The 23,294-nt window shown below is 56.3% G+C and carries 22 protein-coding genes; 7 read left to right on the top strand and 15 right to left on the bottom strand.

Going from position 1 to position 23,294, the window contains the following annotated elements; translation table 11 throughout:
- The first annotated feature begins 76 nt into the window (after positions 1-76).
- From pfkA to ACCW71_RS15410, 3 genes are all read left to right on the top strand, one after another.
- The gene (pfkA, locus tag ACCW71_RS15420) at positions 77-1,039 is read left to right on the top strand and encodes a 6-phosphofructokinase (protein WP_436372844.1); all 963 of its coding nucleotides are present in this window, start codon (positions 77-79) and stop codon (positions 1,037-1,039) included.
- 143 nt (positions 1,040-1,182) lie between these two features.
- Positions 1,183-2,172: a sulfate ABC transporter substrate-binding protein gene (locus ACCW71_RS15415; RefSeq protein ID WP_436372841.1), complete on the top strand. Its 990-nt coding sequence runs from the start codon at positions 1,183-1,185 to the stop codon at positions 2,170-2,172.
- A 161-nt stretch (positions 2,173-2,333) separates the two neighbouring features.
- Positions 2,334-3,107 carry a CDP-diacylglycerol diphosphatase gene (locus ACCW71_RS15410; RefSeq protein WP_436372838.1) on the top strand — a complete coding sequence of 258 codons (774 nt, stop codon included), beginning with the start codon at positions 2,334-2,336 and terminating at the stop codon, positions 3,105-3,107.
- A 28-nt stretch (positions 3,108-3,135) separates the two neighbouring features.
- On the opposite strand, the gene tpiA is transcribed toward ACCW71_RS15410, so the two are convergent.
- Positions 3,136-3,903 carry a triose-phosphate isomerase gene (gene tpiA, locus ACCW71_RS15405; protein ID WP_436372836.1) on the bottom strand — a complete coding sequence of 256 codons (768 nt, stop codon included), beginning with the start codon at positions 3,901-3,903 and terminating at the stop codon, positions 3,136-3,138.
- Between the two features lie 120 nt (positions 3,904-4,023).
- A complete protein-coding gene (locus ACCW71_RS15400; protein ID WP_436372833.1) occupies positions 4,024-4,614 on the bottom strand; it encodes a DUF1454 family protein in 591 nt (196 codons plus the stop codon).
- Between the two features lie 98 nt (positions 4,615-4,712).
- Between ACCW71_RS15400 and ACCW71_RS15395 the strand changes: the two genes are divergently transcribed.
- Positions 4,713-5,150: a DUF805 domain-containing protein gene (locus tag ACCW71_RS15395; RefSeq protein WP_436372830.1), complete on the top strand. Its 438-nt coding sequence runs from the start codon at positions 4,713-4,715 to the stop codon at positions 5,148-5,150.
- Here the strand turns inward: ACCW71_RS15395 and fpr are convergent.
- A complete protein-coding gene (gene fpr / locus ACCW71_RS15390) occupies positions 5,141-5,887 on the bottom strand; it encodes a ferredoxin--NADP(+) reductase (RefSeq protein ID WP_436372828.1) in 747 nt (248 codons plus the stop codon). The two genes, ACCW71_RS15395 and fpr, sit on opposite strands and share 10 nt — an antisense overlap.
- A 274-nt stretch (positions 5,888-6,161) precedes the next feature.
- On the opposite strand from fpr, the gene emrD reads away from it, so the two are divergent.
- Positions 6,162-7,355, top strand: coding sequence for a multidrug efflux MFS transporter EmrD (gene emrD, locus ACCW71_RS15385; protein ID WP_436372826.1), 1,194 nt, complete (start codon positions 6,162-6,164; stop codon positions 7,353-7,355).
- On the opposite strand, the gene glpX is transcribed toward emrD, so the two are convergent.
- From glpX to ACCW71_RS15370, 3 genes are all read right to left on the bottom strand, one after another.
- Positions 7,345-8,355, bottom strand: a complete 1,011-nt coding sequence (gene glpX, locus ACCW71_RS15380; RefSeq protein ID WP_436372824.1) for a class II fructose-bisphosphatase — start codon at positions 8,353-8,355, stop codon at positions 7,345-7,347. The genes emrD and glpX overlap by 11 nt on opposite strands.
- 95 nt (positions 8,356-8,450) lie before the next feature.
- On the bottom strand, positions 8,451-9,965 hold the full coding sequence (gene glpK, locus ACCW71_RS15375; RefSeq protein WP_436372822.1) for a glycerol kinase GlpK: 1,515 nt from the start codon (positions 9,963-9,965) through the stop codon (positions 8,451-8,453).
- A gap of 29 nt (positions 9,966-9,994) precedes the next feature.
- Positions 9,995-10,849 (bottom strand): MIP/aquaporin family protein, encoded by an 855-nt coding sequence (locus tag ACCW71_RS15370; RefSeq protein ID WP_436372819.1) that lies wholly within the window; start codon positions 10,847-10,849, stop codon positions 9,995-9,997.
- 405 nt (positions 10,850-11,254) lie between these two features.
- On the opposite strand from ACCW71_RS15370, the gene zapB reads away from it, so the two are divergent.
- A complete protein-coding gene (gene zapB, locus ACCW71_RS15365) occupies positions 11,255-11,494 on the top strand; it encodes a cell division protein ZapB (protein ID WP_003851242.1) in 240 nt (79 codons plus the stop codon).
- A 54-nt stretch (positions 11,495-11,548) separates the two neighbouring features.
- Here the strand turns inward: zapB and rraA are convergent, their stop codons facing one another.
- The 6 genes from rraA to priA form a co-directional block, all read right to left on the bottom strand.
- Entirely contained in the window at positions 11,549-12,034 is a 486-nt protein-coding gene (gene rraA, locus ACCW71_RS15360) for a ribonuclease E activity regulator RraA (RefSeq protein ID WP_003851240.1), read from the bottom strand.
- Between the two features lie 157 nt (positions 12,035-12,191).
- Positions 12,192-13,529, bottom strand: a complete 1,338-nt coding sequence (hslU, locus tag ACCW71_RS15355) for an HslU--HslV peptidase ATPase subunit (protein ID WP_436372815.1) — start codon at positions 13,527-13,529, stop codon at positions 12,192-12,194.
- A 10-nt stretch (positions 13,530-13,539) separates the two neighbouring features.
- Positions 13,540-14,070 (bottom strand): ATP-dependent protease subunit HslV, encoded by a 531-nt coding sequence (gene hslV, locus ACCW71_RS15350; protein ID WP_436372813.1) that lies wholly within the window; start codon positions 14,068-14,070, stop codon positions 13,540-13,542.
- Positions 14,071-14,158: 88 nt separating this feature from the next.
- Positions 14,159-15,154 (bottom strand): cell division protein FtsN, encoded by a 996-nt coding sequence (gene ftsN / locus ACCW71_RS15345; RefSeq protein ID WP_436372811.1) that lies wholly within the window; start codon positions 15,152-15,154, stop codon positions 14,159-14,161.
- 152 nt (positions 15,155-15,306) lie between these two features.
- Positions 15,307-16,344, bottom strand: coding sequence for a DNA-binding transcriptional regulator CytR (cytR, locus tag ACCW71_RS15340; RefSeq protein WP_436372809.1), 1,038 nt, complete (start codon positions 16,342-16,344; stop codon positions 15,307-15,309).
- A 163-nt stretch (positions 16,345-16,507) separates the two neighbouring features.
- Positions 16,508-18,703 (bottom strand): primosomal protein N', encoded by a 2,196-nt coding sequence (priA, locus tag ACCW71_RS15335; RefSeq protein ID WP_436372806.1) that lies wholly within the window; start codon positions 18,701-18,703, stop codon positions 16,508-16,510.
- 225 nt (positions 18,704-18,928) lie between these two features.
- Here priA and rpmE point away from each other — a divergent pair, with 225 nt between their 5' ends.
- On the top strand, positions 18,929-19,144 hold the full coding sequence (gene rpmE / locus ACCW71_RS15330) for a 50S ribosomal protein L31 (protein WP_003851227.1): 216 nt from the start codon (positions 18,929-18,931) through the stop codon (positions 19,142-19,144).
- Positions 19,145-19,227: 83 nt separating this feature from the next.
- Here rpmE and ACCW71_RS15325 read toward each other — a convergent pair whose 3' ends face one another.
- The 3 genes from ACCW71_RS15325 to metJ all read right to left on the bottom strand — a co-directional run bounded on the left by ACCW71_RS15325 (position 19,228) and on the right by metJ (position 23,226).
- Positions 19,228-20,829 (bottom strand): filamentous hemagglutinin N-terminal domain-containing protein, encoded by a 1,602-nt coding sequence (locus ACCW71_RS15325; RefSeq protein WP_436372803.1) that lies wholly within the window; start codon positions 20,827-20,829, stop codon positions 19,228-19,230.
- Positions 20,830-20,897: 68 nt separating this feature from the next.
- Positions 20,898-22,610, bottom strand: a complete 1,713-nt coding sequence (locus tag ACCW71_RS15320; protein WP_436372800.1) for a ShlB/FhaC/HecB family hemolysin secretion/activation protein — start codon at positions 22,608-22,610, stop codon at positions 20,898-20,900.
- 298 nt (positions 22,611-22,908) lie between these two features.
- Positions 22,909-23,226 (bottom strand): met regulon transcriptional regulator MetJ, encoded by a 318-nt coding sequence (gene metJ / locus ACCW71_RS15315; RefSeq protein WP_436372798.1) that lies wholly within the window; start codon positions 23,224-23,226, stop codon positions 22,909-22,911.
- Between the last annotated feature and the right edge of the window lie 68 nt (positions 23,227-23,294).

The raw sequence follows: 23,294 nt of genomic DNA, 5'->3' as shown, positions 1-23,294 counted from the left end.
GCAAAGAAAGAATGATGCTCAGCGGCGAGAGACCAGGCAGGATTAACCCTTAGTTTCGAACAATCCAGAGGTTGTCATGATCAAGAAAATTGGTGTATTAACCAGCGGCGGCGACGCCCCAGGCATGAACGCAGCTATTCGTGGAGTGGTACGTTCCGCGCTGAGTGAAGGACTGGAAGTTTTTGGGATCTATGACGGTTATCTGGGCTTGTACGAAGATCGTATGATCAATCTTGATCGCTACAGCGTGTCTGACATGATCAACCGCGGTGGCACCTTCCTCGGCTCGGCGCGCTTCCCGGAATTCCGTAATGAAGATGTGCGCCAGGTGGCGATTGAAAACATGAAAAAGCGCGGCATTGATGCGCTGGTGGTGATCGGCGGCGATGGTTCTTACATGGGGGCGAAGCGCCTGACCGAAATGGGTTTCCCCTGCATCGGCTTGCCTGGCACCATCGATAATGACGTGGCGGGCACCGATTACACCATCGGTTATTTCACCGCGCTCGAAACCGTGGTTGAAGCGATTGACCGCCTGCGTGACACCTCTTCTTCCCATCAACGTATCTCGATTGTTGAAGTGATGGGTCGCCACTGTGGCGACCTGACGCTGGCGGCGGCGATTGCTGGCGGCTGTGAGTTTATCGTGCTGCCTGAGTTCCCTTATACCCGCGAAGAGCTGGTGGCGGAGATCAAGGCGGGCATCGCCAAAGGTAAAAAGCACGCTATCGTGGCGATTACCGAGCATATCTGCGATATCGACGATCTGGCGCGCTACATTGAGGCGGAAACCAAACGTGAAACCCGCTCGACCGTACTGGGCCACATTCAGCGCGGCGGCGCGCCTTGTGCCTATGACCGTATCCTGGCCTCGCGCATGGGAGCCTACTCGATTGAGCTGCTGATGCAGGGTTATGGCGGCCGTTGTGTCGGTATTCAGAACGAGAAGATGGTGCATCACGACATCGTCGACGCGATTGAAAACATGAAGCGTCCGTTTAAACGCGACTGGCTCGACACCGCGAAAAAACTCTACTGATTTCCTGGCGGGGCGCGCAGCAGCGTGCGCCCCGGCATCCCGCCTGTATATACCTCATAGTTATAACCGCTGATTTTTAATTCTTTTAGCTCTGTTTTGCTTTATGTCACGCTGGGCCCATAACGACATTGGGAGAGTGCGTAATGAACAAGTGGAGTATCGGCGTTACCCTGTTGCTGGCCTCAACCAGCGTTCTGGCGAAAGACATTCAGCTGTTAAACGTATCCTACGATCCGACGCGCGAGCTGTACGAGCAGTACAACAAAGCCTTCAGTGCCCACTATAAGCAGGAAACCGGCGACAACGTTGTTGTGCGTCAGTCGCATGGTGGATCGGGCAAGCAGGCGACCTCCGTGATTAACGGTATCCGCGCGGATGTGGTGACGCTGGCGCTGCAATCGGATGTCGATGCCATCGCAGAGCGGGGACGCATCGATAAAAACTGGCTTCAGCGTCTGCCGGACAACTCCGCCCCTTACACCTCGACCATTGTCTTCCTGGTACGCAAAGGGAACCCTAAAGGCATTCATGACTGGAACGATCTGGTTAAACCTGGCGTCTCGGTCATCACGCCGAATCCAAAAACCTCCGGCGGCGCACGCTGGAACTATCTGGCTGCCTGGGGCTGGGCGCTGGATCATAACAGCGGCGATCAGGCTAAAGCGCTGGATTACGTCAGAACCCTGTTTAAACATGTGGAAGTCCAGGATTCCGGTGCCCGTGGCGCAACCAACACCTTTGTTGAGCGCGGCATCGGCGACGTGCTGATCGCCTGGGAAAATGAAGCCTACCTGGCGGTTAACAAGCTGGGCAAAGATAAGTTTGAGATTGTCACGCCGAGCGAATCTATTCTGGCTGAGCCGACGGTGTCGGTGGTTGATAAGGTGGTCGATGAGAAGGGAACGCGCAACGTCGCAGATGCCTACCTGAAATATCTCTACTCGCCTGAAGGGCAGACCATCGCCGCACAGAACTACTATCGTCCACGCGATGCGGAAGTCGCGAAGAAATTCGCCTCTACCTTTGCGCCGATCAAGCTGTTCACCGTGCAGGATAAATTTGGCGGCTGGACCCAGGCACAGAAAGCGCACTTTGCCGATGGCGGCAGCTACGACCAGGTGATGAAACCCTGATCCATCGCGGTCAGCGCCTCGCTGCGCTGGCCGCGTATCCTCTCTTCTCTGCGCCTCTGTTGTGAATCACCCGCCCTGAGTTAACCTGCCACAATTCTCCGTGACATTCTTTTTTCGCCAGGCGAGGATGCAGACTGCGAAGCGACTCAGGAAGCGGGGCTATGCCAGGAGAACGTCGTACAGGCAGCGTGATTGCGGTGCTGCTGGCGCTGCTGATTGTCGGCATGCTGGCCGCGGCACTGCACTTCAAAAGAAACAGCGATGCGCTGTGGCAGATCGTCAGCGAAAAATGTGAGCCGCATCAGCGGGAGCGCGGTGAGCCATCGCCCTGTCAGCGCGTCGATCTGACGCAGCGTTACGTGATGCTGAAAGATATTCACGGGCCGTTGCAGTATCTGCTGATCCCGCTCGACCGAATCAGCGGCATTGAAAGCCCGCAGCTGCTGCGCCCCGCGACCCCGGACTACTTTGCCCTGGCCTGGCATGAACGCCAGCTTCTGGCGCAGCGCAGGGGCGCGCCCATTGACGATCGGGTACTGTCGCTGGCGATTAACGCGCAGTATGGCCGCACCCAGAATCAGCTCCATATTCATCTCTCCTGCCTGCGACCCGATGTGCGTCAGCAGCTCGATCGACTGACCCCACAGCTGGATACCCGATGGCAGGCGGTTACGCTGCGTAACCATCGCTACTGGCTGCGTGCCGTGACGCCAGCCGGGCTGTCACAGCCGGGCGCGTTTATCCGTCTGGCGAGTGAGCTGCCACAGGCGCGTGGAGAGATGGGCAGATATGGTCTGGCCCTGGCTGCGTTATCTGACGGGCGACTGGTGCTGATGGCGATCAGGCGGGACTGGCTGCGGCTCAATAGCGGTTCGGCGGAGGAGGTGCAGGATCACCGCTGTCAGCTGATCGCGCCCATAAAAAAGGCGGCTTAAGCGCCGCCTTTAACCGGGACGTTAATGCTTAAGCGCTTTTTGCCGCCGCCGCCGCTTTAACGATCACCGCAAAAGCGTCTGCTTTCAGGGATGCACCGCCAACCAGCGCGCCATCAATATCGGGCTGGGTAAACAGCTCAGCAGCATTTTTGTCGTTAACGGAACCGCCGTACTGAATGATGACCTGTTCAGCGATAGCCGCATCTTTCTTCGCGATATGATCACGGATGAATTTATGGACCGCCTGTGCCTGCGCCGGGGTCGCTGATTTACCGGTACCGATCGCCCAGACTGGCTCATACGCGATAACCGCATCTTTAAACGCTTCTGCGCCCTGGGTTTCCAGTACCGCATCCAGCTGGCGCGCGCAGACTTCTTCGGTTTTACCCGCTTCGTTTTCCGCTTCGGTTTCACCAATGCACAGCACCGGCACCAGACCTGCTGATTTCAGCACCGCATATTTCTTCGCGATGAACTCGTCGCTCTCTTTATGGTAGGTGCGACGTTCTGAGTGGCCGATAATGATATATTTCGCGCCGACATCCTTCAGCATGTCAGCCGACACTTCACCGGTAAACGCGCCAGAGAGGTTAACGTCGACGTTCTGCGCACCCAGCGCAATGTGGCTACCGGAGATGGCGTGTTTTGCCTGCTCAAGATAGATGGTTGGCGGTGCAATGGCGACGCCACAACCCTCAACCCCAGACAGTTCTTTGCGCAGACCCGCGATCAGCTCAGCCGTCATCTGCTTGCTGCCATTCAACTTCCAGTTACCCATAACCAGTGGATGTCGCATTCTATCCTCCGCATAACGCGATACATGAAAAATCGCTGCCAGCTGGCAGCGTTGTCTGCCAGACAGTATAGAGATCAAATAGGGTGATGGCTTTGCTTTTCGTCATTTTTGCCCGCACCCTCAGGGCGTCGCGAGCGCCAGTTTTACCGGCTCAACAGCGAAAGTCAGCCCCTTATCGCCATTGTCCGCCACCACAAAGCGTAGCGCGCCTTCCACATGCGCGAAGTAGGGCGAACCTTTGCCCTCTTTCAGCAGTTGGTCGAGCTTTTTACGCCCCTCATCGGCGTTCAGCCCCGGAACAAAAAAGCGCAACAGGGCGGTCATGTAAGCCAGCGCTTTCTGCTGAGAGGCGCTCTGATCGGGACCGGGCAACGGCAGCCAGGTGATCTGGAGCGTTTTGATTTTGCCGGTTCCGGGCTCCAGCGCCGTCGAGGCGTAGAGGGTCTCGTTGATTTTGCTGGCCGCGCGCGTCAGGTTGCTTTTGTCACCCCGGTTATCGATGGCCCGATACTCCAGCAGTATCAGCGACGGGTTGGCCAGATTATACTTTTCGCGAAACTGGCCGATAGTCATATCGAAAGTGGGTGCGCCCGCCAGCAGATAGGGTGCCGCGGGCAGCGCGTCGGGGCGATTCGGCGGTGGCGGATCGGCGGCAAAGACCGGAACCGTCAGCGCAAGCGTTAACAGCAGCGCGCCAGGCAAATTCTTCATTTTGTCGATCCTGTCCCGTAAACTCAGGCGCAAATTAAAACGGTTTTTATCCGCAAGGTCAAAAGCGCGGCGGCTCTCTTCTCTCTGGATGATAATGCATGACGTTACAACAATGGTGTTTTTCCTGGCGTGGCAGACTGGGACGACGTGATTTCTGGATCGGGCAGGCGCTCTGGCTGCTGGCAACCACGCTGTTATTCGTGTTAGCGGCTAACGACTGGCTCGATACGCAGATGGCCGCCTTTGGTGTGGTCTGCCTGCTGTGGCCCGCCAGCGCGCTGCTGGTTAAGCGCCTGCACGATCGCAATCGTCGCGGCTACTGGGGATTATTGGTGATTGTGGCCTGGCTGCTGGTGGCGGGGAACTGGAGCATGCTGGGCGGCATTCTGCCGTGGCTGCTGGGTCGCGCCATTCCCTTTATCTTACTGGCTGGTCTGCTGCTCGATCTGGGGGTGTTTCGCGGCACGTCCGGCGCGAACCGGTTTGGTACCGCGACCCAGCCGGTGCAATACCGGCGCCAGGTGTCTCACCAGTAATGTTCGCTGGTGATGTGGCCCGGCTTGCGCTTCAGATGCTTGCGCATCGCGCGCGTCTCTTTCAGCAGTTGCTGGGTATCACGCACCATCTGTGGGTTGCCGCACAGCATGACATGGCTGCTGTCGGCATCCAGGCTTAACCCGGTGGCGCGTTCCAGCTCGCCGTTTTCGATTAGCGCCGGGACGCGGCCGGTCAGCGAACCGGCAATCTCTTCGCGACTCACCACCGTCTGGATATGCAGTTTGCCCTGATAACGCTGTTGCAGCTGCTGCATCAGCGGCAGGAAACTCAGGTCGGCCGCGTAGCGGGCAGCGTGTACCAGCACGATATTTTCAAACCGATCCAGCCCTTCGCCTTGCTGTAGCATCGAAAGATAGGGACCGATGGCGGTGCCGGTCGCCAGCATCCATAAGGTTCTGCACTCAGGCACTTCATCCAGCACGAAAAAGCCGGCCGCCTCTTTGGTGACCATCACCTCGTCGCCCGGACGCAGCGCCTGCAAATGTGGACTCAGTTTGCCGTCCGGCACCGTGACCAGATAGAACTCCAGCAGGTCATCTTTCGGCGCGTTCACGTAGGAGTAAGCGCGCTGAACCCGTTCCCCCTCAATCTCCAGCGCCAGCTTGGCAAATTGCCCGGCGATAAAGGGATCGATGGGGGCCTGAACCCGAAGACTGAACAGCGCATCAGTCCAGTTTTTCACTTCCTTTACTTGAGCATTTACCCACTCAGCCATAATCACTCCCGGATTGTTGATTATTCAGGCAGGTCACTATTTTCGCGACTGTATCGCGAGATTGCTAGCCTGCGTCCGGGCAAAGGCTCTAATCGACAAACTGTTGCGTTAGCTTTACAACGTGGTGCACAGAACTTGACGGGCAGCGGCCCGGACCTTTTTGCTCATCTCTCGCTTTGTCACCTAATCCTGATATTTTGCCCGCCATAACCGAATAACCAGCGGGCGAACCGCTGTTTTAACCTCCTTTCACAGACAGACATTTTGCTTAATCATGATAACTAAACTGGAAAACCGCCCGCTGCTGGTGATGCTGATCGTGCTGGTCGCGGTCGGACAGATGGCGCAGACCATCTATGTCCCGGCGATGGCGGTAATGGCAGACGCACTGAATGTGCGGGATGGGGCGCTACAGCGGGTGATGGCGGCCTATCTGATGACCTACGGCGGATCGCAGCTGATCTACGGTCCGCTGTCAGACAGCGTCGGTCGCCGCCCGGTGATCCTGGCCGGCATGACGATCTTTATGATCGGCGCGATCACTGCGCTGATGGCCACGTCGCTGGATATGCTGGTGTTCGGCAGCGCGGTGCAGGGGCTGGGAACCGGGGTAGCGGGCGTGATGGCGCGCACGATGCCGCGCGATCTCTATGAGGGGCACGCGCTGCGCCGGGCTAACAGCCTGCTCAACATGGGTATTCTGGTCAGCCCGCTGCTGGCCCCGGTGATTGGCGCACTGCTGACCCAGCTGTTTGGCTGGCACGCCTGTTTTGCCTTTCTGCTGCTGCTCTGTCTGGCCGTAACCGGGGCGATGGCGCGCTGGCTGCCGGAGACCCGGCCGCAGAGTGCGGAAGTGACCCCGTTCTTCCGACGCTATGTTCGCCTGCTCAGCGACGCGAATTTCGTTCGCTATATTGTGCTGCTGATTGGCGCGCTGGCGGGCATTGCGGTGTTTGAGTCGAGCTGTGGCGTCCTGCTGGGCGGCGTACTGGGCCTGCCCAGCCTGACCGTCAGTATTCTGTTCATTCTGCCGATTCCGGCGGCATTCTTTGGTGCCTGGTTCGCCGGACGGGAGCAGGGCTCCTGGCACAGCCTGATGTGGTGGGGCGTCAACAGCTGCCTGCTGGCAGGTATTCTGATGTGGATCCCGGCGTGGTTTGGCGTGATGAATATCTGGACGCTGCTGGTGCCCGCCGCGCTGTTCTTCTTTGGCGCGGGCATGCTGTTCCCGCTGGCGACCTCAGGCGCGATGGAACCCTACGCCTGGCTGGCGGGTAGCGCAGGCGCGCTGATTGGCGGGATGCAGAACCTGGGATCGGGCTTAGTGGCGTGGCTGTCGGCGATGATGCCGCAGCGCGACCAGTTCAGCCTCGGCATGCTGATGTTCTTTACCGCGCTGATTATGCTGCTCTGTTGGTTGCCGCTCTCACGTCAGCCGGAGCGCGGCAACCAGCCGGTTACAGGATAAACGGATGGAGCGCCGAATCTTTACGGTCGAGATAGTGAATCGACTGGATTCGGCGCAGGGTGCGTGATTTACCGCGAATCAGTAACGTTTCGCTGGTGGCGATGTTGCCCTGGCGGGTAATGCCTTTCAGCAGCTCGCCACTGGTAATGCCGGTGGCGGCAAACACCACGTTATCGTTACGCGCCATCTCACCCAGCGTCAGCTTTTTACCCGCTTCAATGCCCATCCCGGCACAGCGTCGCAGCTCCTGCTCGCCGAGCAGACGGTTCTCGGCGCTGTCGCCTTTCACCTGATGACGCGCCAGCAGCCGACCCTGCATATCACCGTCCAGCGCCCGGATCACCGCGGCCGAGACCACGCCCTCCGGCGCACCGCCGATGCCATACATCACATCCACTTCGCTGTCCGGCATACAGGTAAGGATCGAGGCGGCAACGTCGCCATCCGGGAAGGTAAAGACCCGCACGCCAAGCTGCTGTAACTGCGCGATCACCGCGTCATGGCGTGGCTTCGCCAGAATGGAGACGGTGAGCTGCGACAGCGGTTTATTCAGCGCCTGCGCAACATTACGCAGATTGGTTTCCAGCGGCAGGTCGAGGTCGATTTTGCCCTGTGCCGCCGGGCCAACAATCAGCTTTTCCATGTACATATCGGGAGCGTGAAGAAAGCTGCCTTTATCGCCAACCGCCATCACCGCCAGCGCGTTAGCCTGGCCAAGCGCCGTCATACGGGTGCCTTCAATCGGATCGACCGCGATGTCCACCGCGTCGCCGTGACCGGTTCCGACTTTCTCACCGATGTAGAGCATCGGCGCTTCGTCGATTTCCCCTTCACCGATCACAATCTGACCGTCAATATCAATGGAGTTCAGGACTTGACGCATGGCATGGACCGCCGCGCCATCCGCCGCATTTTTGTCGCCGCGACCTAACCAGTTATAGCCTGCCAGGGCGGCAGCTTCGGTCACGCGGGAAAATTCAATGGCAAGTTCTCGTTTCATGGCATCTACCTGACAAAAAACCGGCAGGCAGTGTAACACAGCGGGGAGAAAGGGCGGGAAAAGGCCCGCGACGGCCAGCGTCGCGGGCGCAGAGATTACTCCTGTTCTTCCCACGCCTGAGCGCGGGCAACCGCTTTTTTCCAGCCAGCGTAACGGAAGTTACGCTCGGTGGTTTCCAGGCTTGGACGGAACTCACGTTCAATCACCGCTTTAGAACGCACCTCATCCAGATCCTGCCAGAAGCCGACCGCCAGACCCGCCAGATACGCGGAACCCAGCGCTGTCACTTCACGCACTTCAGGGCGCTCAACGCGGGTGCCGAGAATGTCAGACTGGAACTGCATCAGGAAGTTGTTGGCGACGGCACCGCCATCCACACGCAGCGCCTGCAAACGGGTGTTGGCATCGTTCTGCATCGCTTCCAGCACGTCACGGGTCTGATAGGCGATCGACTCCAGCGTGGCGCGGATGATGTGGTTGGAATTGGCACCGCGCGTCAGACCGAAGAGTGCGCCGCGGGCGTAGGGGTCCCAGTAAGGCGCGCCCAGACCGGTGAAGGCTGGCACCATATAAACGCCGTTGCTGTCTTTCACCTTCATCGCGAAGTATTCAGAGTCAGCAGCATCGCTGATCAGCTTCATCTCATCGCGCAGCCACTGAATGGCGGCGCCACCAATAAACACCGCCCCTTCCAGCGCGTAGTTCACTTCGCCGCGTGGGCCGCAGGCGATGGTGGTCAGCAGGCCGTGTGTCGAGGTTACCGCTTCAGTACCGGTGTTCATCAGCATAAAGCAGCCGGTGCCGTAGGTGTTTTTCGCCATGCCAGGCTGGACACAGAGCTGGCCATAGAGCGCCGCCTGCTGGTCACCGGCGATCCCGGCGATTGGAATACGTGTTCCGCCTTTACCGCCGATGTTGGTCTGGCCATACACTTCAGAGGAAGATTTCACTTCCGGCAGCATCTCACGCGGGATGTCGAGGATGTCCAGCATGCGCTGATCCCACTCCAGCTTGTGGATGTTAAACATCATGGTACGTGAGGCGTTGGTGTAGTCGGTGATATGGACCCGACCCTGGGTCATTTTCCAGACCAGCCAGGTGTCGACGGTGCCGAACAGCAGTTCGCCACGCTTCGCACGTTCACGCGCGCCTTCGACGTGATCGAGGATCCATTTTACTTTGGTGCCGGAGAAGTAGGGGTTAATCACCAGGCCGGTGGTGTGCTGGATATACTCCTCCAGTCCCTCTTGCTTCAGCTTATGACAGTAGTCAGCGGTACGCGGGTCCTGCCAGACGATGGCGTTATAAATGGGCTTGCCGGTCTCTTTGTCCCAGACGATGGCGGTTTCACGCTGGTTGGTGATACCGATGGCCGCAATCTCGTCAGAACGGATGTCGGCGTGTGCCAGCACTTCAACCAGCGTAGAGCTTTGCGAGGCCCAGATATCCATCGGGTCGTGCTCAACCCAGCCCGCTTTCGGGTAGATCTGGGTAAATTCACGCTGCGATACCGCCACGATATTGGCATCGTGATCGAGGATAACGGCGCGTGAGCTGGTGGTACCCTGATCGAGCGCGACGATGTATTTTTTATCTGTGGTAGTAGTCATAAATTCAGTCCTGATGATAAAAGTGAAACTTACGCTTTACGCTGCTGAGCGCGTGCAACCGGTTTTTCTGCTGGAACACTGGCAGGTTCCTGAGCGATACCTGGCAGGTAGCGGGCAATCAGTGTGCGGTAACCTACCGCACCCAGGCAGGCACCCACCAGCGGGCCAAAAATCGGTACCAGGAAGTAAGGGATCTCTTTACCACCCGTGAAGGCAACGTTACCCCAGCCAGCAAAGAAGGCGAACAGCTTAGGTCCGAAATCACGTGCCGGGTTAAGAGCAAAGCCGGTCAGCGGACCCATTGAGCCACCAATCACCGCAACCAGCAGGCCGATCAACAGCGGCGCCATCGGTCCACGCGGTACACCGTTGCCGTCGTCGGTCAGCGCCATAATCACCGCCATAAGCACGGCGGTAATCACCATCTCGACCAGGAACGCCTGGCCTACGCTGATGTGCGGGTTAGGATAGGTAGAGAAGATACCGGCCAGATCCAGACTCTGAACCGTCCCGCGTACCATCTGATGACTTTGTTCGTAATCGAAAAACAGGCTGTAGTAGAGGCCGTAAACCAGCGCGGCCGCGCAGAATGCCCCGGCGATTTGCGCCACAATATAGGGCACCACTTTACGGCCTTCGAAGCTGGCGAACAGGCAGAGCGCAACGGTAACGGCAGGATTCAGATGCGCGCCTGAGACTCCAGCGGTCAGATAGACCGCCATTGAGACCGCCAGACCCCAGATAATGCAGATTTCCCACTGGCCGAACGCGGCACCGGCAAGTTTCAGCGCGGCTACGCAGCCTGCGCCAAAGAAAATAATCAAGCCTGTCCCCAGAAATTCGGCAATACACTGACCTTTGAGCGTGTTAGTTGTCTGACTCATAATAGTGGTTCCTGAAGCGAGGTTAAATTTTATCAGTTTTTGTTCTCAGTCCATGAGGCACCCAGCTTTAATGTAGGGCTGATGTGAATTTATCGTTAACGAACATAAACGAGAAATAGCGAAATCATTTTTTGTGTACTGCGTCATAAAAATGCGCGTTTTCGCGTATTTTGGCCTTTTTCCGTCACTATTCGCGCCCCTTTAGCCGGGTAACGGGCAGGGATGAAAAGCAGGCCGGGATAAGCGCAGCGCAGATTCAGGCATTGACTGAAAAGTGTTACAGACTTCGCCCGCAGCGCCCGCGTTGCTGGACTTGCGGGGTTAGGCTACATACAATCGGGACAACGTTGCTGGCTTGCGCTGGCATCATCAACGCCTTGCAGGAATTTAGGAGAGGTCAGAAAGATGTCATTTGAAGTGTTTGAGAAACTGGAAGCGAAAGTACAGCAGGCGATTGATACCATCACCCTGTTGCAGATGGAAATCGAAGAGCTGAAAGAGCAGAACAACTCACTGCGTAACGATGCGCAACAAGTCGCGGGCAACCACGATGCGCTGATGCGTGAAAATCAGCACCTGAAAGAAGAGCAACACGTGTGGCAGGAACGTCTGCGTGCATTGCTGGGAAAAATGGAAGAGGTTTGAAGCCTCAGCTGATGTGAAAAACGGGTGCTCTGGCACCCGTTTTCATTGCTGAACCTATTCGAGATCCAGCGCATCCTCTGACAGGATGATGCCGGTGTTATCGGCGTAGAGATGATCGCCTGAGAAGAAGGTGACGCCGCCAAAGTTGACGCGCACATCGCTTTCGCCAATGCCTTCACCCGCTGCGCCCGCCGGAATCGCCGCGATAGCCTGAATGCCGATCTCCAGCTCTTCCAGCTCATCAACCTGTCGCACCGAGCCGTACACCACCAGACCTTCCCACTCATTGGTCGCCGCCAGGCGCGCCAGCTGCGCATCAACCAGCGCGCGACGCACCGAGCCGCCGCCGTCGATCACCAGCACCCGACCCCGGCCATTCTCTTCCAGCAGATCGTAGAGTAAGCCGTTGTCTTCGAAGCATTTCACTGTGGTAATCTGCCCACCGAATGACGTGCGCCCACCAAAGTTTGAAAAAAGCGGTTCAACAACGTTCACTTCTTCATGGTAGATGTCGCAGAGTTCAGATGTATCGTATTTCATAAGGGTTTCGTCTGTTTGCCACAGGAAAGGTAAGTATATCGCTATATGCGGATTGTTGGCAAAATCATCAGTATGGGGAAAGCATTGTTCGATCAAGAGCATGCATAAAAAAGCCCAGCCGGGTGGGCTGGGCTCTGTAAAGCGCGGACGCGAGGGATCAGAGGATAAAGCGACTCAGGTCTTCGTCAGCCACCAGTTCATCCAGATGTTTGCCCACATAGTCGGCGTCAATGGTGACAGATTCACCATGACGATCGCTGGCGTCATAAGAGATGTCTTCCATCAGACGCTCCAGCACCGTATGCAGACGACGCGCACCGATGTTTTCGGTGGTCTCGTTCACCTGCCAGGCCGCCTCAGCGATACGACGGATACCCTCTTCGGTGAACTCAATGTTCACACCTTCGGTATTCATCAGCGCTTTGTACTGCACGGTCACTGACGCATTTGGCTCGGTCAGGATGCGCTCGAAATCGTTCACGGTCAGCGCCTGCAACTCAACCCGAATTGGCAGACGACCCTGCAATTCCGGGATTAGATCGGAGGGGCTGGCCACCTGGAAAGCACCTGAGGCGATAAACAGAATGTGGTCGGTTTTCACCATGCCGTGCTTGGTTGAGACGGTACAGCCTTCAACCAGCGGCAGCAGGTCACGCTGAACCCCTTCGCGCGACACATCTGGTCCGCCCGCGTTCTGACCGCCGCGCTTACAGATTTTGTCGATCTCATCAATAAACACGATACCGTGCTGTTCGACCGCTTCAATCGCTTCCTGCTTCAGCTCTTCCGGGTTGACCAGCTTCGCCGCTTCTTCTTCAATCAGCAGCTTCATCGCTTCTTTGATTTTCAGCTTGCGGGCTTTCTGTTTCTGGCCGCCGAGGTTCTGGAACATCGACTGCAACTGGCTGGTCATCTCTTCCATGCCGGGAGGAGCCATGATCTCAACGCCAGGGCCGCTGGCGGCCAGGTCGATCTCAATCTCCTTGTCATCCAGCTGGCCTTCGCGCAGTTTTTTGCGGAACGACTGGCGTGCGGCAGAAGGTTCGGCGCTCTGCTCAGCCTGGCCCCAGTTGTTTTTCGCTGGCGGGATCAGCACGTCGAGAATGCGCTCTTCCGCCATCTCTTCGGCACGGTATTTATTCTTCTCAATCGCCTGGCTGCGCACCATTTTGATGGCGGAGTCAGTCAGATCGCGAATGATAGAGTCAACTTCTTTACCGACGTAACCCACCTCGGTAAATTTCGTCGCTTCGACTTTGATAAATGGCGCGTTCGCCAGTTTAGCCAGACGACGGGCGATTTCGGTTTTACCGACACCGGTCGGGCCAATCATCAGAATGTTTTTCGGGGTTACTTCATGGCGCAGCTCTTCATCAAGCTGCATGCGGCGCCAGCGATTGCGCAACGCGATAGCCACGGCGCGCTTGGCGCTATCCTGGCCGATGATAAAGCGGTTCAGTTCGCTGACGATTTCGCGTGGAGTCATCTCAGACATAGTTATATCCTTACGCCCTGGAAGTTAATTCTTCGAAATTAACGTTATGGTTAGTGTAGATGCAGATATCACCCGCGATATTCAGCGACTTCTCAACGATGTCGCGTGCACCCAGTTCGGTGTTCTCCAGCAGCGCACGTGCCGCTGCCTGGGCGAAAGGCCCGCCGGAACCGATAGCGATCAGATCATTTTCAGGCTGGATCACGTCACCGTTGCCGCTGATGATCAGCGAGGCTGACTCATCCGCCACCGCCAGCAGGGCTTCGAGGCGACGCAGCATCCGGTCGGTACGCCAGTCTTTAGCCAGTTCCACCGCGGCTTTCACCAGATGGCCCTGATGCATTTCCAGTTTACGTTCGAAGAGTTCAAACAGGGTGAAGGCGTCTGCGGTGCCACCAGCGAAGCCGGCGATCACTTTATCGTTGTATAAACGACGCACTTTTTTAACGTTGCCTTTCATCACGGTATTGCCGAGCGTAGCCTGGCCATCACCGCCAATCACTACCTGGCCGTTGCGTCGTACACTTACTATTGTTGTCACGGGCAGACCCCTTATTGCCGTCGGAAAAGGACTCCGCGCACCGGGCGCGGAGTATCATGCAACAGATATGGGGCGGGTTTGACGGGTTTCAACCCCCGACGGAGAGCGGAATACAGCTGGAATGACCAGAACTGCGCAGACGTTTCAGGGTGGCGTCCGCGCTGGCGCGATCTTTATAAGGACCGATAACCACACGATTCCAGCCACCGCCGGTAGTAATCCGGCTTTCAAATCCTTCAAAGGCTAAGCCAGCCCGAACCGATTCCGCCTGGTCGGTGCCTTTAAACGAACCACACTGCACCATCCAGCGCTGCGAAGAGGCCTTTTCCACCGGCTTCGCCTTCGCGGTCTGCTGCGATTTAGGCTGGGCTTCCTCTTCACGGGTAATCGGCGCGGCCTGCGTCTGGCGCTGTACGTTTTGCTGCTGCTGCTGCTGCTGCTGCTGCTGCTGACGTTGCTGGCGCTGCTGCTGTTGTAACTGCTGCTGTTGCTGACGCTGTTGTTGCTGCTGCAACTGCTGCTGGCGCTGTTGCTGCTGCTGGGCCTGCAACTGCTGACGTTGCTGCTGTTGCTCTGCCTGCTGCTGCTGACGCTGAATCTGCTGCAACTGCTGCTGATGTTGCAGGGTCTGCTGACGTTGCGCCGGCGTCTGTTCGTTCCACGGCACTTCATTCAGCTGCGTCGGCTGCTGACGCATATCAGCCTGCATCTGCTCCAGCAGCTGGCGCTGTTCGTCGGTCAGCTGCGTTTGTGACTTCACTTCGCCGCCGGAAGAGGGTTCGATCGGCGTCGGTACAGTGACCTGACGATTTTCCAGCTCTTTGATATATTTCCAGCGCTCTTCTGGCTTTGGCGGTAAGCCATTGCCGTTGGCTTTATGATCCGTAATGACCGGCACATCCTCTTTTTTATGATGCGCCAGGAACCATAAACCACCGGCAAAGGTCACCAGCACTGCGACCGCCAGTACAATCATCAATTTAGATGTTCCCGAACCGCCTTTGCTCTTCTTGCCACGGCTGGGGCTTTTTTTGCGTCGCGTCCCTGTTGAACGCCCGCGGCCTACATAATCTTTTTGTGCCACTCTCGTTCTTATACCCTTAAAAAATAGTGCCAGATGGGCGAATTAACGGTTTCTGTGCGCCCGGCAAGGAGTCCGCCATGTTACTTAAGGGTCAGAACTTTGACCAGCGCTGTTCGCTTTAAGAATTTGCTGAAAAAGCGACAGCGCGCTGCCTATTTTTCGCGCTTTTTTGCCCGCGCTGTGCTGCCACGGATCGTCAGGCTCGCATCCAGCAGTCGTGACCCGTTAATCACCCGTTTGCCCTGTAGCTCATCCAGTAACAGGCGCATCGCTTCCCGGCCTATCTGATAGCGGGGCTGCGTCACCGTGGTCAGCGGCGGCTCGCAATAGCGTGAAAGTTCAATGTCATCAAAACCGACCACCGAGATATCTTCCGGTATCCGCAGCCCGCAGCGTCGCGCCTGGTTCATCGCGCCTATCGCCATGATGTCACTGTGACAAAACAGGGCGCGCGGCGGCTGCGGCAGGGTCAGCAGCTGATTCATCGCGGCGACACCGGCGTCAAAGGTGAAGTCGCCGCGCACTATATAAGTGGGATCGACCGTCAGCCCGCTGCGCCGCATCGCCTGCACATATCCCTGTAGCCGGTACTGACAGAGCGGCATCTCCTCCGGTCCGGCGATGCAGGCGATGCGGGTATGACCAAGCTGCAACAGATGGTTCACCGCTTCAAAGGCGGCGGTGAGGTTGTCAATGTGCACCGTGGGCAGTGACATTTCCGGCGCAAACTCATTCGCCATCACCATCGGCGGTAAGTTGCGCTGCTCATCGACGCTGGCATCAAACGGCAGCCGGGAACCGAGCAGCACCATGCCATCAATCTGGCGCGTCACCATCAGGTTGAGAAAGGTTCTCTCCTGCTGATTCTGGTGTGCGCAGTCGCCAATCAGTATCAGATAGCCTTCCTCCGCCGCCGTGACTTCAACACCGCGAATGATCTCACTGAAGAAGGGATCGCAGATGTCGGGAACAATCACCAGAATGGTTCGCGTCTCGTTGCGACGCGCATTGCGGGTAGTGCCTTGGGGCGCATAGCCCACCGAGGCGACGGCCTGCTCAACTTTCTGGCGGGTAGCGGCAGAAACTTTCTCTGGATTCATCAGCGCACGCGAGACGGTGGCGGTCGAGACGCCCGCTTCTTCCGCGACATCTTTCATCGTGGCGGCGGGCGGTTGTTGATTCTGCTCCAACACATGCTCCTGACGCGGTATGGCGCGTTCGACTCTGTTTTATCTGACCGGAAAGCAAACCGGGCAACATTGTTAACGATTGCCCGGCTGGTTGTTACTTAATTTGCATAAAAATTGTGACTTATGCGACTTTTTTCGATCTGGCTCCCAGCGTTGGCCAGGATCAGCTCTCGGTCGGGTCGATGTCCAGCGTCCATTTCACTTTGCGCGCGGCGGGAAGGGTTGAAATCAGCGGTAACGAACTGCTCAGCAACTGTTGCAGACGCTGGCGGGAAGGGTGCTGTAACAGCAGCTGCCAGCGCCAGCGTCCGCTGCGTTTGGGTTGCAGCGCGGGCAACGGCCCCATAAACCACATTGACGTGTCATTCAGCGGGCTCGCTTCCAGCAGATTGCGCAGCTGTTGCAGGAATTCTGCCGCCTGCTGATTATCCAGATCTTCCGCGCGGAACAGGGCGTGACGGCTCCACGGCGGCAGCGAGACCGCCTGGCGCTCCAGCAGCGTCTGCTGGGCGAAAGCGAAATAGCCCTGATGCAGCAGCGTCTGCAACAGGGGATGTTCGGGATGGTGAGTTTGCAGCAGGACTTCGCCCTGTTTACCGGCACGGCCTGCGCGCCCGGCGACCTGGGTATAGAGCTGGGCAAAGCGCTCCGCGGCGCGGAAATCGGCAGAGAACAGCGCGCCATCGACATCCAGCAGTGACACCAGGGTGACATCGGGGAAGTGGTGGCCTTTCGCCAGCATCTGGGTGCCGACCAGGATGCGGGCGCCGCCGCGATGGACATCCGCCAGATGCTGCTCCAGCGCCCCTTTACGGCTGGTGGTATCGCGATCGATACGCGACACCGGCACGCCCGGAAAGAGAGTGCCGAGCTGCTGCTCCAGCTGCTCAGTGCCTACGCCAACCGGCAGCAGGTGGGTTGAGCCGCACTGCGGACACTGATTGGGCAGCGGACGCTGGCTGTCACAGTGGTGGCAGCGTAGCTGACGATGGTGCTGATGCAGCGTGTAGTAGCGATCACAGCGGGTACACTCGGCAATCCAGCCGCAATCGTGGCAGAGCAGGGCGGGCGAGAAGCCACGGCGGTTAAGAAACAGCAGCACCTGATTATCGGCCTGCAAGTGCTGGCGCATTTTTCCAATCAGAGCGGGTGCCAGGCCGCCGACCAGCTGTACCCCTTTTAAGTCGATAAGCTGTTGCAGCGCCGGGCGGGCGTTACCGGCACGCTTTGTCAGGTCGAGCTGACGATATTTGCCGCTGCGGACATTGTGCAGCGTCTCCAGAGCGGGCGTCGCCGATCCCATCACGATCGGGATGTTCTCTTCATGCGCGCGAAACACCGCCAGATCGCGCGCCTGATAGCGCCAGCCCTCCTGCTGTTTATAGGAGCTGTCATGCTCTTCATCAATGATGATCACGCCAGGACGCGCCAGCGGGGTAAACAGCGCTGAGCGGGTGCCAATCACAATCGCCGTTTCGCCGCGCCGCGCCCGTAACCACACCGCCAGACGTTCGCTGTCATTAAGTGCCGAATGCAGCACATCAATAGGCGCATCAAAACGCTCGCGAAAGCGGGCAATAGTTTGAGGGGTTAAGCCAATCTCCGGCACCAGCACCAGCGCCTGTTTACCGCGCGCCAGCACATTCTCCAGCACGCTGAGATAGACCTCGGTTTTGCCGGAACCGGTGATACCGGCCAGCAGCCAGGCCGCGTAGTGTTCATCTTCCGCCCGGATCGCCCCTACCGCCATCGCCTGGTCGGTATTCAGCCGCAGACGTTCACCTTTTACCGCGTAGCTGCTGCGCCAGTCGTGGTGTTGTGGCTGATGCTCATGCAGCTCGCATAAACCTTTGGCGCGCAGCGCCTGCAACGTTGCGTCGGTAAGATCGTGTTCGGTTACCTGATGACGATAGAGCGGGCGCTGGCGCAGCGCGGCCAGCGCCTGCTGCTGTTTCGGCGCCCGTTTTAAACTTTCCGGCGCGGTCGCCCGGCCCTGTTCGGTGATCTCCCAGCGCCACAGCGGATTGTCCTGCGCTGCTTTCCCCTGGCGCAGCAGCACCGGAATGGCATGGCTTAGCACTTCACCGTGCGGCGAGTGATAGTAGCTGGCGGCCCAGTTGAGGATGCGCCATAGCGACGCCGGATAGAGCGATTCGCTGTCCAGCACTTCCAGCACCTGTTTGAGCTGTGCTTCCGGCAGGTCGCTGCTGTCACGCAGCGCAACCACGATCCCGATCATTTTGCGGTTGCCAAAGGGCACGCTCACGCGACCGCCCACCACCGGCTGCGCACCCTGCGGCGGCAGATAGTCAAACAGGCGGGGCAAAGGGACGGGCAGGGCAACCTGAACAACGGGCATAACTCTCTCTTTCCGGCTTAATCATCGGGGAGGCTAGTGTACACGCTGACCCGGATGGCGGGTATCTCAGCATAGATTTGCAGCAATGCACCATTACCTGTATACTATGCCGCCTCCGGTAAGAAAGAGTGGCCGGAGTACACCATTTAATGTTCAATCGCGTGTGGTGCTGTGCAGGTGAAAAGCCTGGCACGGAGAGCGACACGGCCTTCTATGAGGTTTCCCATGAAACAAGGTATTCACCCAAAATACGAAGCAGTTACTATCAAATGTACCTGCGGCAACGAGATTCACACCCGTTCAACGCTGACTCACGAATTGAACCTGGACGTTTGTGGCAAATGCCACCCGTTCTATACCGGTAAACAGCGTGAAGTTGCAACTGGTGGCCGTGTTGACCGCTTTAACAAGCGTTTCAGCGTGCCAGGCGCTAAAAAATAAGATTAAATGGCATTCGGACCTGCGGGTCCGACGGCAAGAAAAACCCAGCTCCGGCTGGGTTTTTTTATGGCCGCTGTTTCTGATCAAAGGCTGCTGTTGGTTGCTGCGTCAGCGGATGTATTCAGCTCAAGAATGTTGGTCACATAATTGCCGTCCAGGTCATTGATGCTGGCGATTTTGGGGGCGGTAATGGTGATCTTATCGGCCGTCATCGTGCCCGGCGTGCATAACAGCCACAGGAAGCAGGAGGCGTTACTGATTTTCTCATCCGTTGCCAGCGTTAAGGTGCCTGCTTTCAGCGTGCCGGTATTAGTGATGCCGTTTTTGCCATAAATATTTAACAGTCCGGTGGTCTGCATTTCCCCCTCATTTTTGAACGCATTCGTCACGATCAAAGCGCTCTGACCGGTCAGGGTGGCGGCGTTAGAGACTTTCGCCGCAGAAAGGTAAGCGGCACCTGAAGTGGAGACCTTACCGCCTGACAGGAGGCTGATCTCTTTTACCGCGTTCAGGCTGATGTTGCCCGCCTGCATCGATCCTGAGTTGAGCAGGCTGGTGTTGGCGATGGCTGTGCCGGCTCCGTTAATCGCACTATAACCGGTCTGAATCGCCAGCGTTTTTGAGGTACTGATTGCGCCTTTGTTCTCAACATTACCGATCAGCGAGACGATGTTGGTATCGCCATCAGCACTGATTGTCGCCTTATCGCTGTTAGTGAATTTCCCTATGCTGACGATGCTGGCAGCGCCGGTGGTTTTGATGGTGCCATTATTAACAAAGGCGTCGTTGGTCTGGAGCGCTGCCTGGGTGGCAGAAAGCGTGCCGGTATTGGTCATAACGCCGCTGGCACTGGCGTTAATCAGACCCGCTTCAAGAGTCCCTTTGTTTGTTAACGCGCCATTCGAGGAAATATACAGGCTGTTAGCGTTGATGACGCCATTGTTATTCACGCCAACCCCCGCGTCGGTAGTTTGCAGCTGAATAATACCCGCGGTGGCACCACCCAGTGCGCTGACATCGATGCCGTTACTGCGAATCTGTGTCGCTCCGCTGGAAGTCGCGACACCCGAAGCGACATCGTAATCATAAATACCGGCAATCGCTTTCAGTTGAGATGTATCAACCATACCCTGAATGTTGATCTTGCGTGCCATCAGATCCGTATAATCCGCACCTTTCAGGCCATTACCGATGATGCTGACCGTACCGTTGGCAACCTTAAAACTCGTTAATTCGCCATCGGTGAATTTTGGCGTACCGGTTGTCAGGGTGGCGCGTCCGGTATTGATGAAGCTACAGCCCGAACAGGTAATGCCATTAGGGTTAGCGATAATGACATCCGCTTTCTGACCGGCAACCTCAACAGAACCGTTTAACGCAGAGGCGTTCTTTGAAATCACCTCATTCAGGATCAGCGTGGCAGAACTCGTCAGATTGCTGTTAAGGGCAATATTGCCACTGTCACGCACCAGATCCTGGGTACTGTTATTCAGTATCATGCCCTTACTGGTGACATTAAAATCCTGATACATATTATGTGACAGGCCATTCGCATCGGCCTGATTAATATTAACCACCGTTGAACCGTTTGCATGCGTATAGCTATTTAATGCCGCAGAGGCTGAGTGACTGCCCAGCGCCGCCAGTATCGCCACAAATAAACCTTTAATCGTATGCTTTTTCATATCTGCTCCTGTATGTTTTTTGATTTTTTACTTAATGAATTCCATTTTTATTGCCTTTTCCTCCTCTGTTAATATTTCCATTGCAATGAGAAGGCGAGCGTCAGGGGATCGCTGTGAAACCCCTGTGGCTTTTTAACCGGCGTACCGGCAAAAAAATCAAAGGACGTTTTCAGGTAGTTACCCCGCAGGCCGATTACGCTGCCGATAACCGTTTTTCCGCTGTAATAGTGCTGGCTGTTATTGCCATAAACCTGGCCTGCATCCATGCCGATATAGGGCTGAATGGGTTTGTCCGGGAACAGCCAGCTAATATCGTTACGCCAGTACCACCCTTTATTCTCCTGCAGGGAGTATTCGCCGTCGAAACCCCGTACCGTCCAGCGGTTTGCTAAAGCAAAACGATTCAGGGAAGAGAGTTTATCTGGCGTATATTGCAGGCTGAGGCGGGGAGAGTAGTTCAGCCAGTGCTGAGATAAACGGAAGTTGAGTGATCCCTCCAGATCGAGGGTGACAATCCGGCCTTGTCGATCAATCAGCCCATATTGCTGCTCGACGGTCTGACGGCTGTGAAACCAGGGCATTTTCCGCTGATAAGCCAGGGTCGCCGCCACGCTGGCGTTATCTCTATTAATCTGATGTTGCAGCACCGCTTTCCAGCCAGCGCTTCTTTTATGCATACTGATGAGATCGACACCATTAAGCGAATAGCGTGACCCGCTATTAAATATTTGCAGCCCGGCTGTGGTGGTCTGGTTGACGGTCCGTGAAAGCATACGATTGAGCTGAGCACTGAAATAGCTGTTTTTATTGTCGAGGTTCCAGTTTGCCTGGTTGCCCGCCATCACCTGCCGGTAATCACTGCGGCTGGCGTAGAGGTCGAGCCACCAGTAACCCCAGGGAACGGAATAGCCGACCGATTTATTGTCATTACCCTTTGTCGTATGGGCCGGGGCAATGTCGTGGCCATAGGAGATATAGAGGGTTTCACTTAATGAGGTAATATTATTTAAATAGAGCGCCCCGCCGCCCTGATAGCGACCGGTGGCGACTGACCCCGCATCATTCAGCCATGCGCCAATCTGCCAGTACTTATCCTGCTCGCGATGGATAGAGAGATCGCTCTCATTTTTTTCGCTGCCGGGCATGAGTTTAATATTTACCCGCGAGCCCGGTACACGCTGAAGATTAAGGCTTCCCTGCTCCAGGTCGCGCAGTCTGAGTATATCCCCCTCTTTCAGCGGCAGCGTGCTCTGGAGATTAATGTAATCGCCCCGGCTCTTTTCCAGCGTGATTTTTCCCACTTTACCGGCGTTAATGACAAACATTAACGTGCGGCCGGAAAGATTCTGATCGGGCAAGTTAACGCGCGTGGTGATATAGCCCAGCCTGATAATTTCATTCTGCAATGTTTTAGCCAGCACTCTTATTCCGGCAATGCCCAGACATTTTCCTTCTGCCTGTGAGGTAAAATAGCGTAATTTCCCCAGACGTAACGCAGGGTTGTCCTGGCGTAAAGAGACGCTGTCGATGGGATAGCAGGGCTGTTCAGCCGGGAAAGCGATCTTTTCACGTTCAAAGCGCTGGCTTTCAGAGACGCTTTTTTGCGGTTGAGGTATCAGTTGTTTTTTGCGTATCCGGTCCTGCTCCAGCGCATGGGCATCACCGTTTTGTTCAATAAATAGTGGCGCAGAAAAGGCCTGATGAGGAAAGAGGCAGAGAGCAGTAAAGATAATAATGAAATAGCGCGCTGGTTTATATTTTATATGACGTTTTCCGCCCATTATTCTTTCCGTGAAGAGTCATCCTTTTAAAATATTACGGCGCCCTCTCATCAGCCTCAATAGTAATTGTTCTATTATGGATTTTAATAATGAGCGCATATTGCAATAGAAATATCTGGAAGATATGCAATGTAATGGGCGTTTTTTATCTGAATAACAGAAGGGATAACCACAGCGATTTCACCCCAGGCTGGGGCGTCAGGATAAAGCAGGGCAGGATAATATCAGTTCAGCAGCCTCCTGAGTGGGGGCTGCTGAACTGAAACAGGACGAGATTAAGCGAAACGGGCCTGAGGGATTAATACTCCCATGTTTCAGGGTCGACGCCCATCTGGCGCATAATCGCTTTCGCTTCTTCCGGGATCTCATCACTGCGCTCTTTGCGCAGATCGACATCATCTGGCAGCGGTTGACCGGTAAAGGCATGCAAAAAGGCTTCGCAAAGCAGCTCGCTGTTGGTGGCGTGACGCAGATTGTTTACCTGACGACGGGTACGCTCATCCGTTAAAATCTTCAGCACGCTCAATGGGATAGACACCGTAATCTTCTTGACCTGCTCGCTCTTCTTACCGTGCTCAGCGTACGGGCTGATATATTCGCCGTTCCATTCAGCCATGGGTTACCTTAATTAATAAACGTTAAATGTGAGGAAATCAGCGGATTATGCCTGATTTTTCCCTGCCT

Origin of the sequence: Pantoea sp. C2G6, from assembly GCF_051336815.1 — a bacterium.
GTDB lineage: Bacteria > Pseudomonadota > Gammaproteobacteria > Enterobacterales > Enterobacteriaceae > Pantoea.
This window is presented reverse-complemented; position numbering and strand designations above follow the sequence as displayed.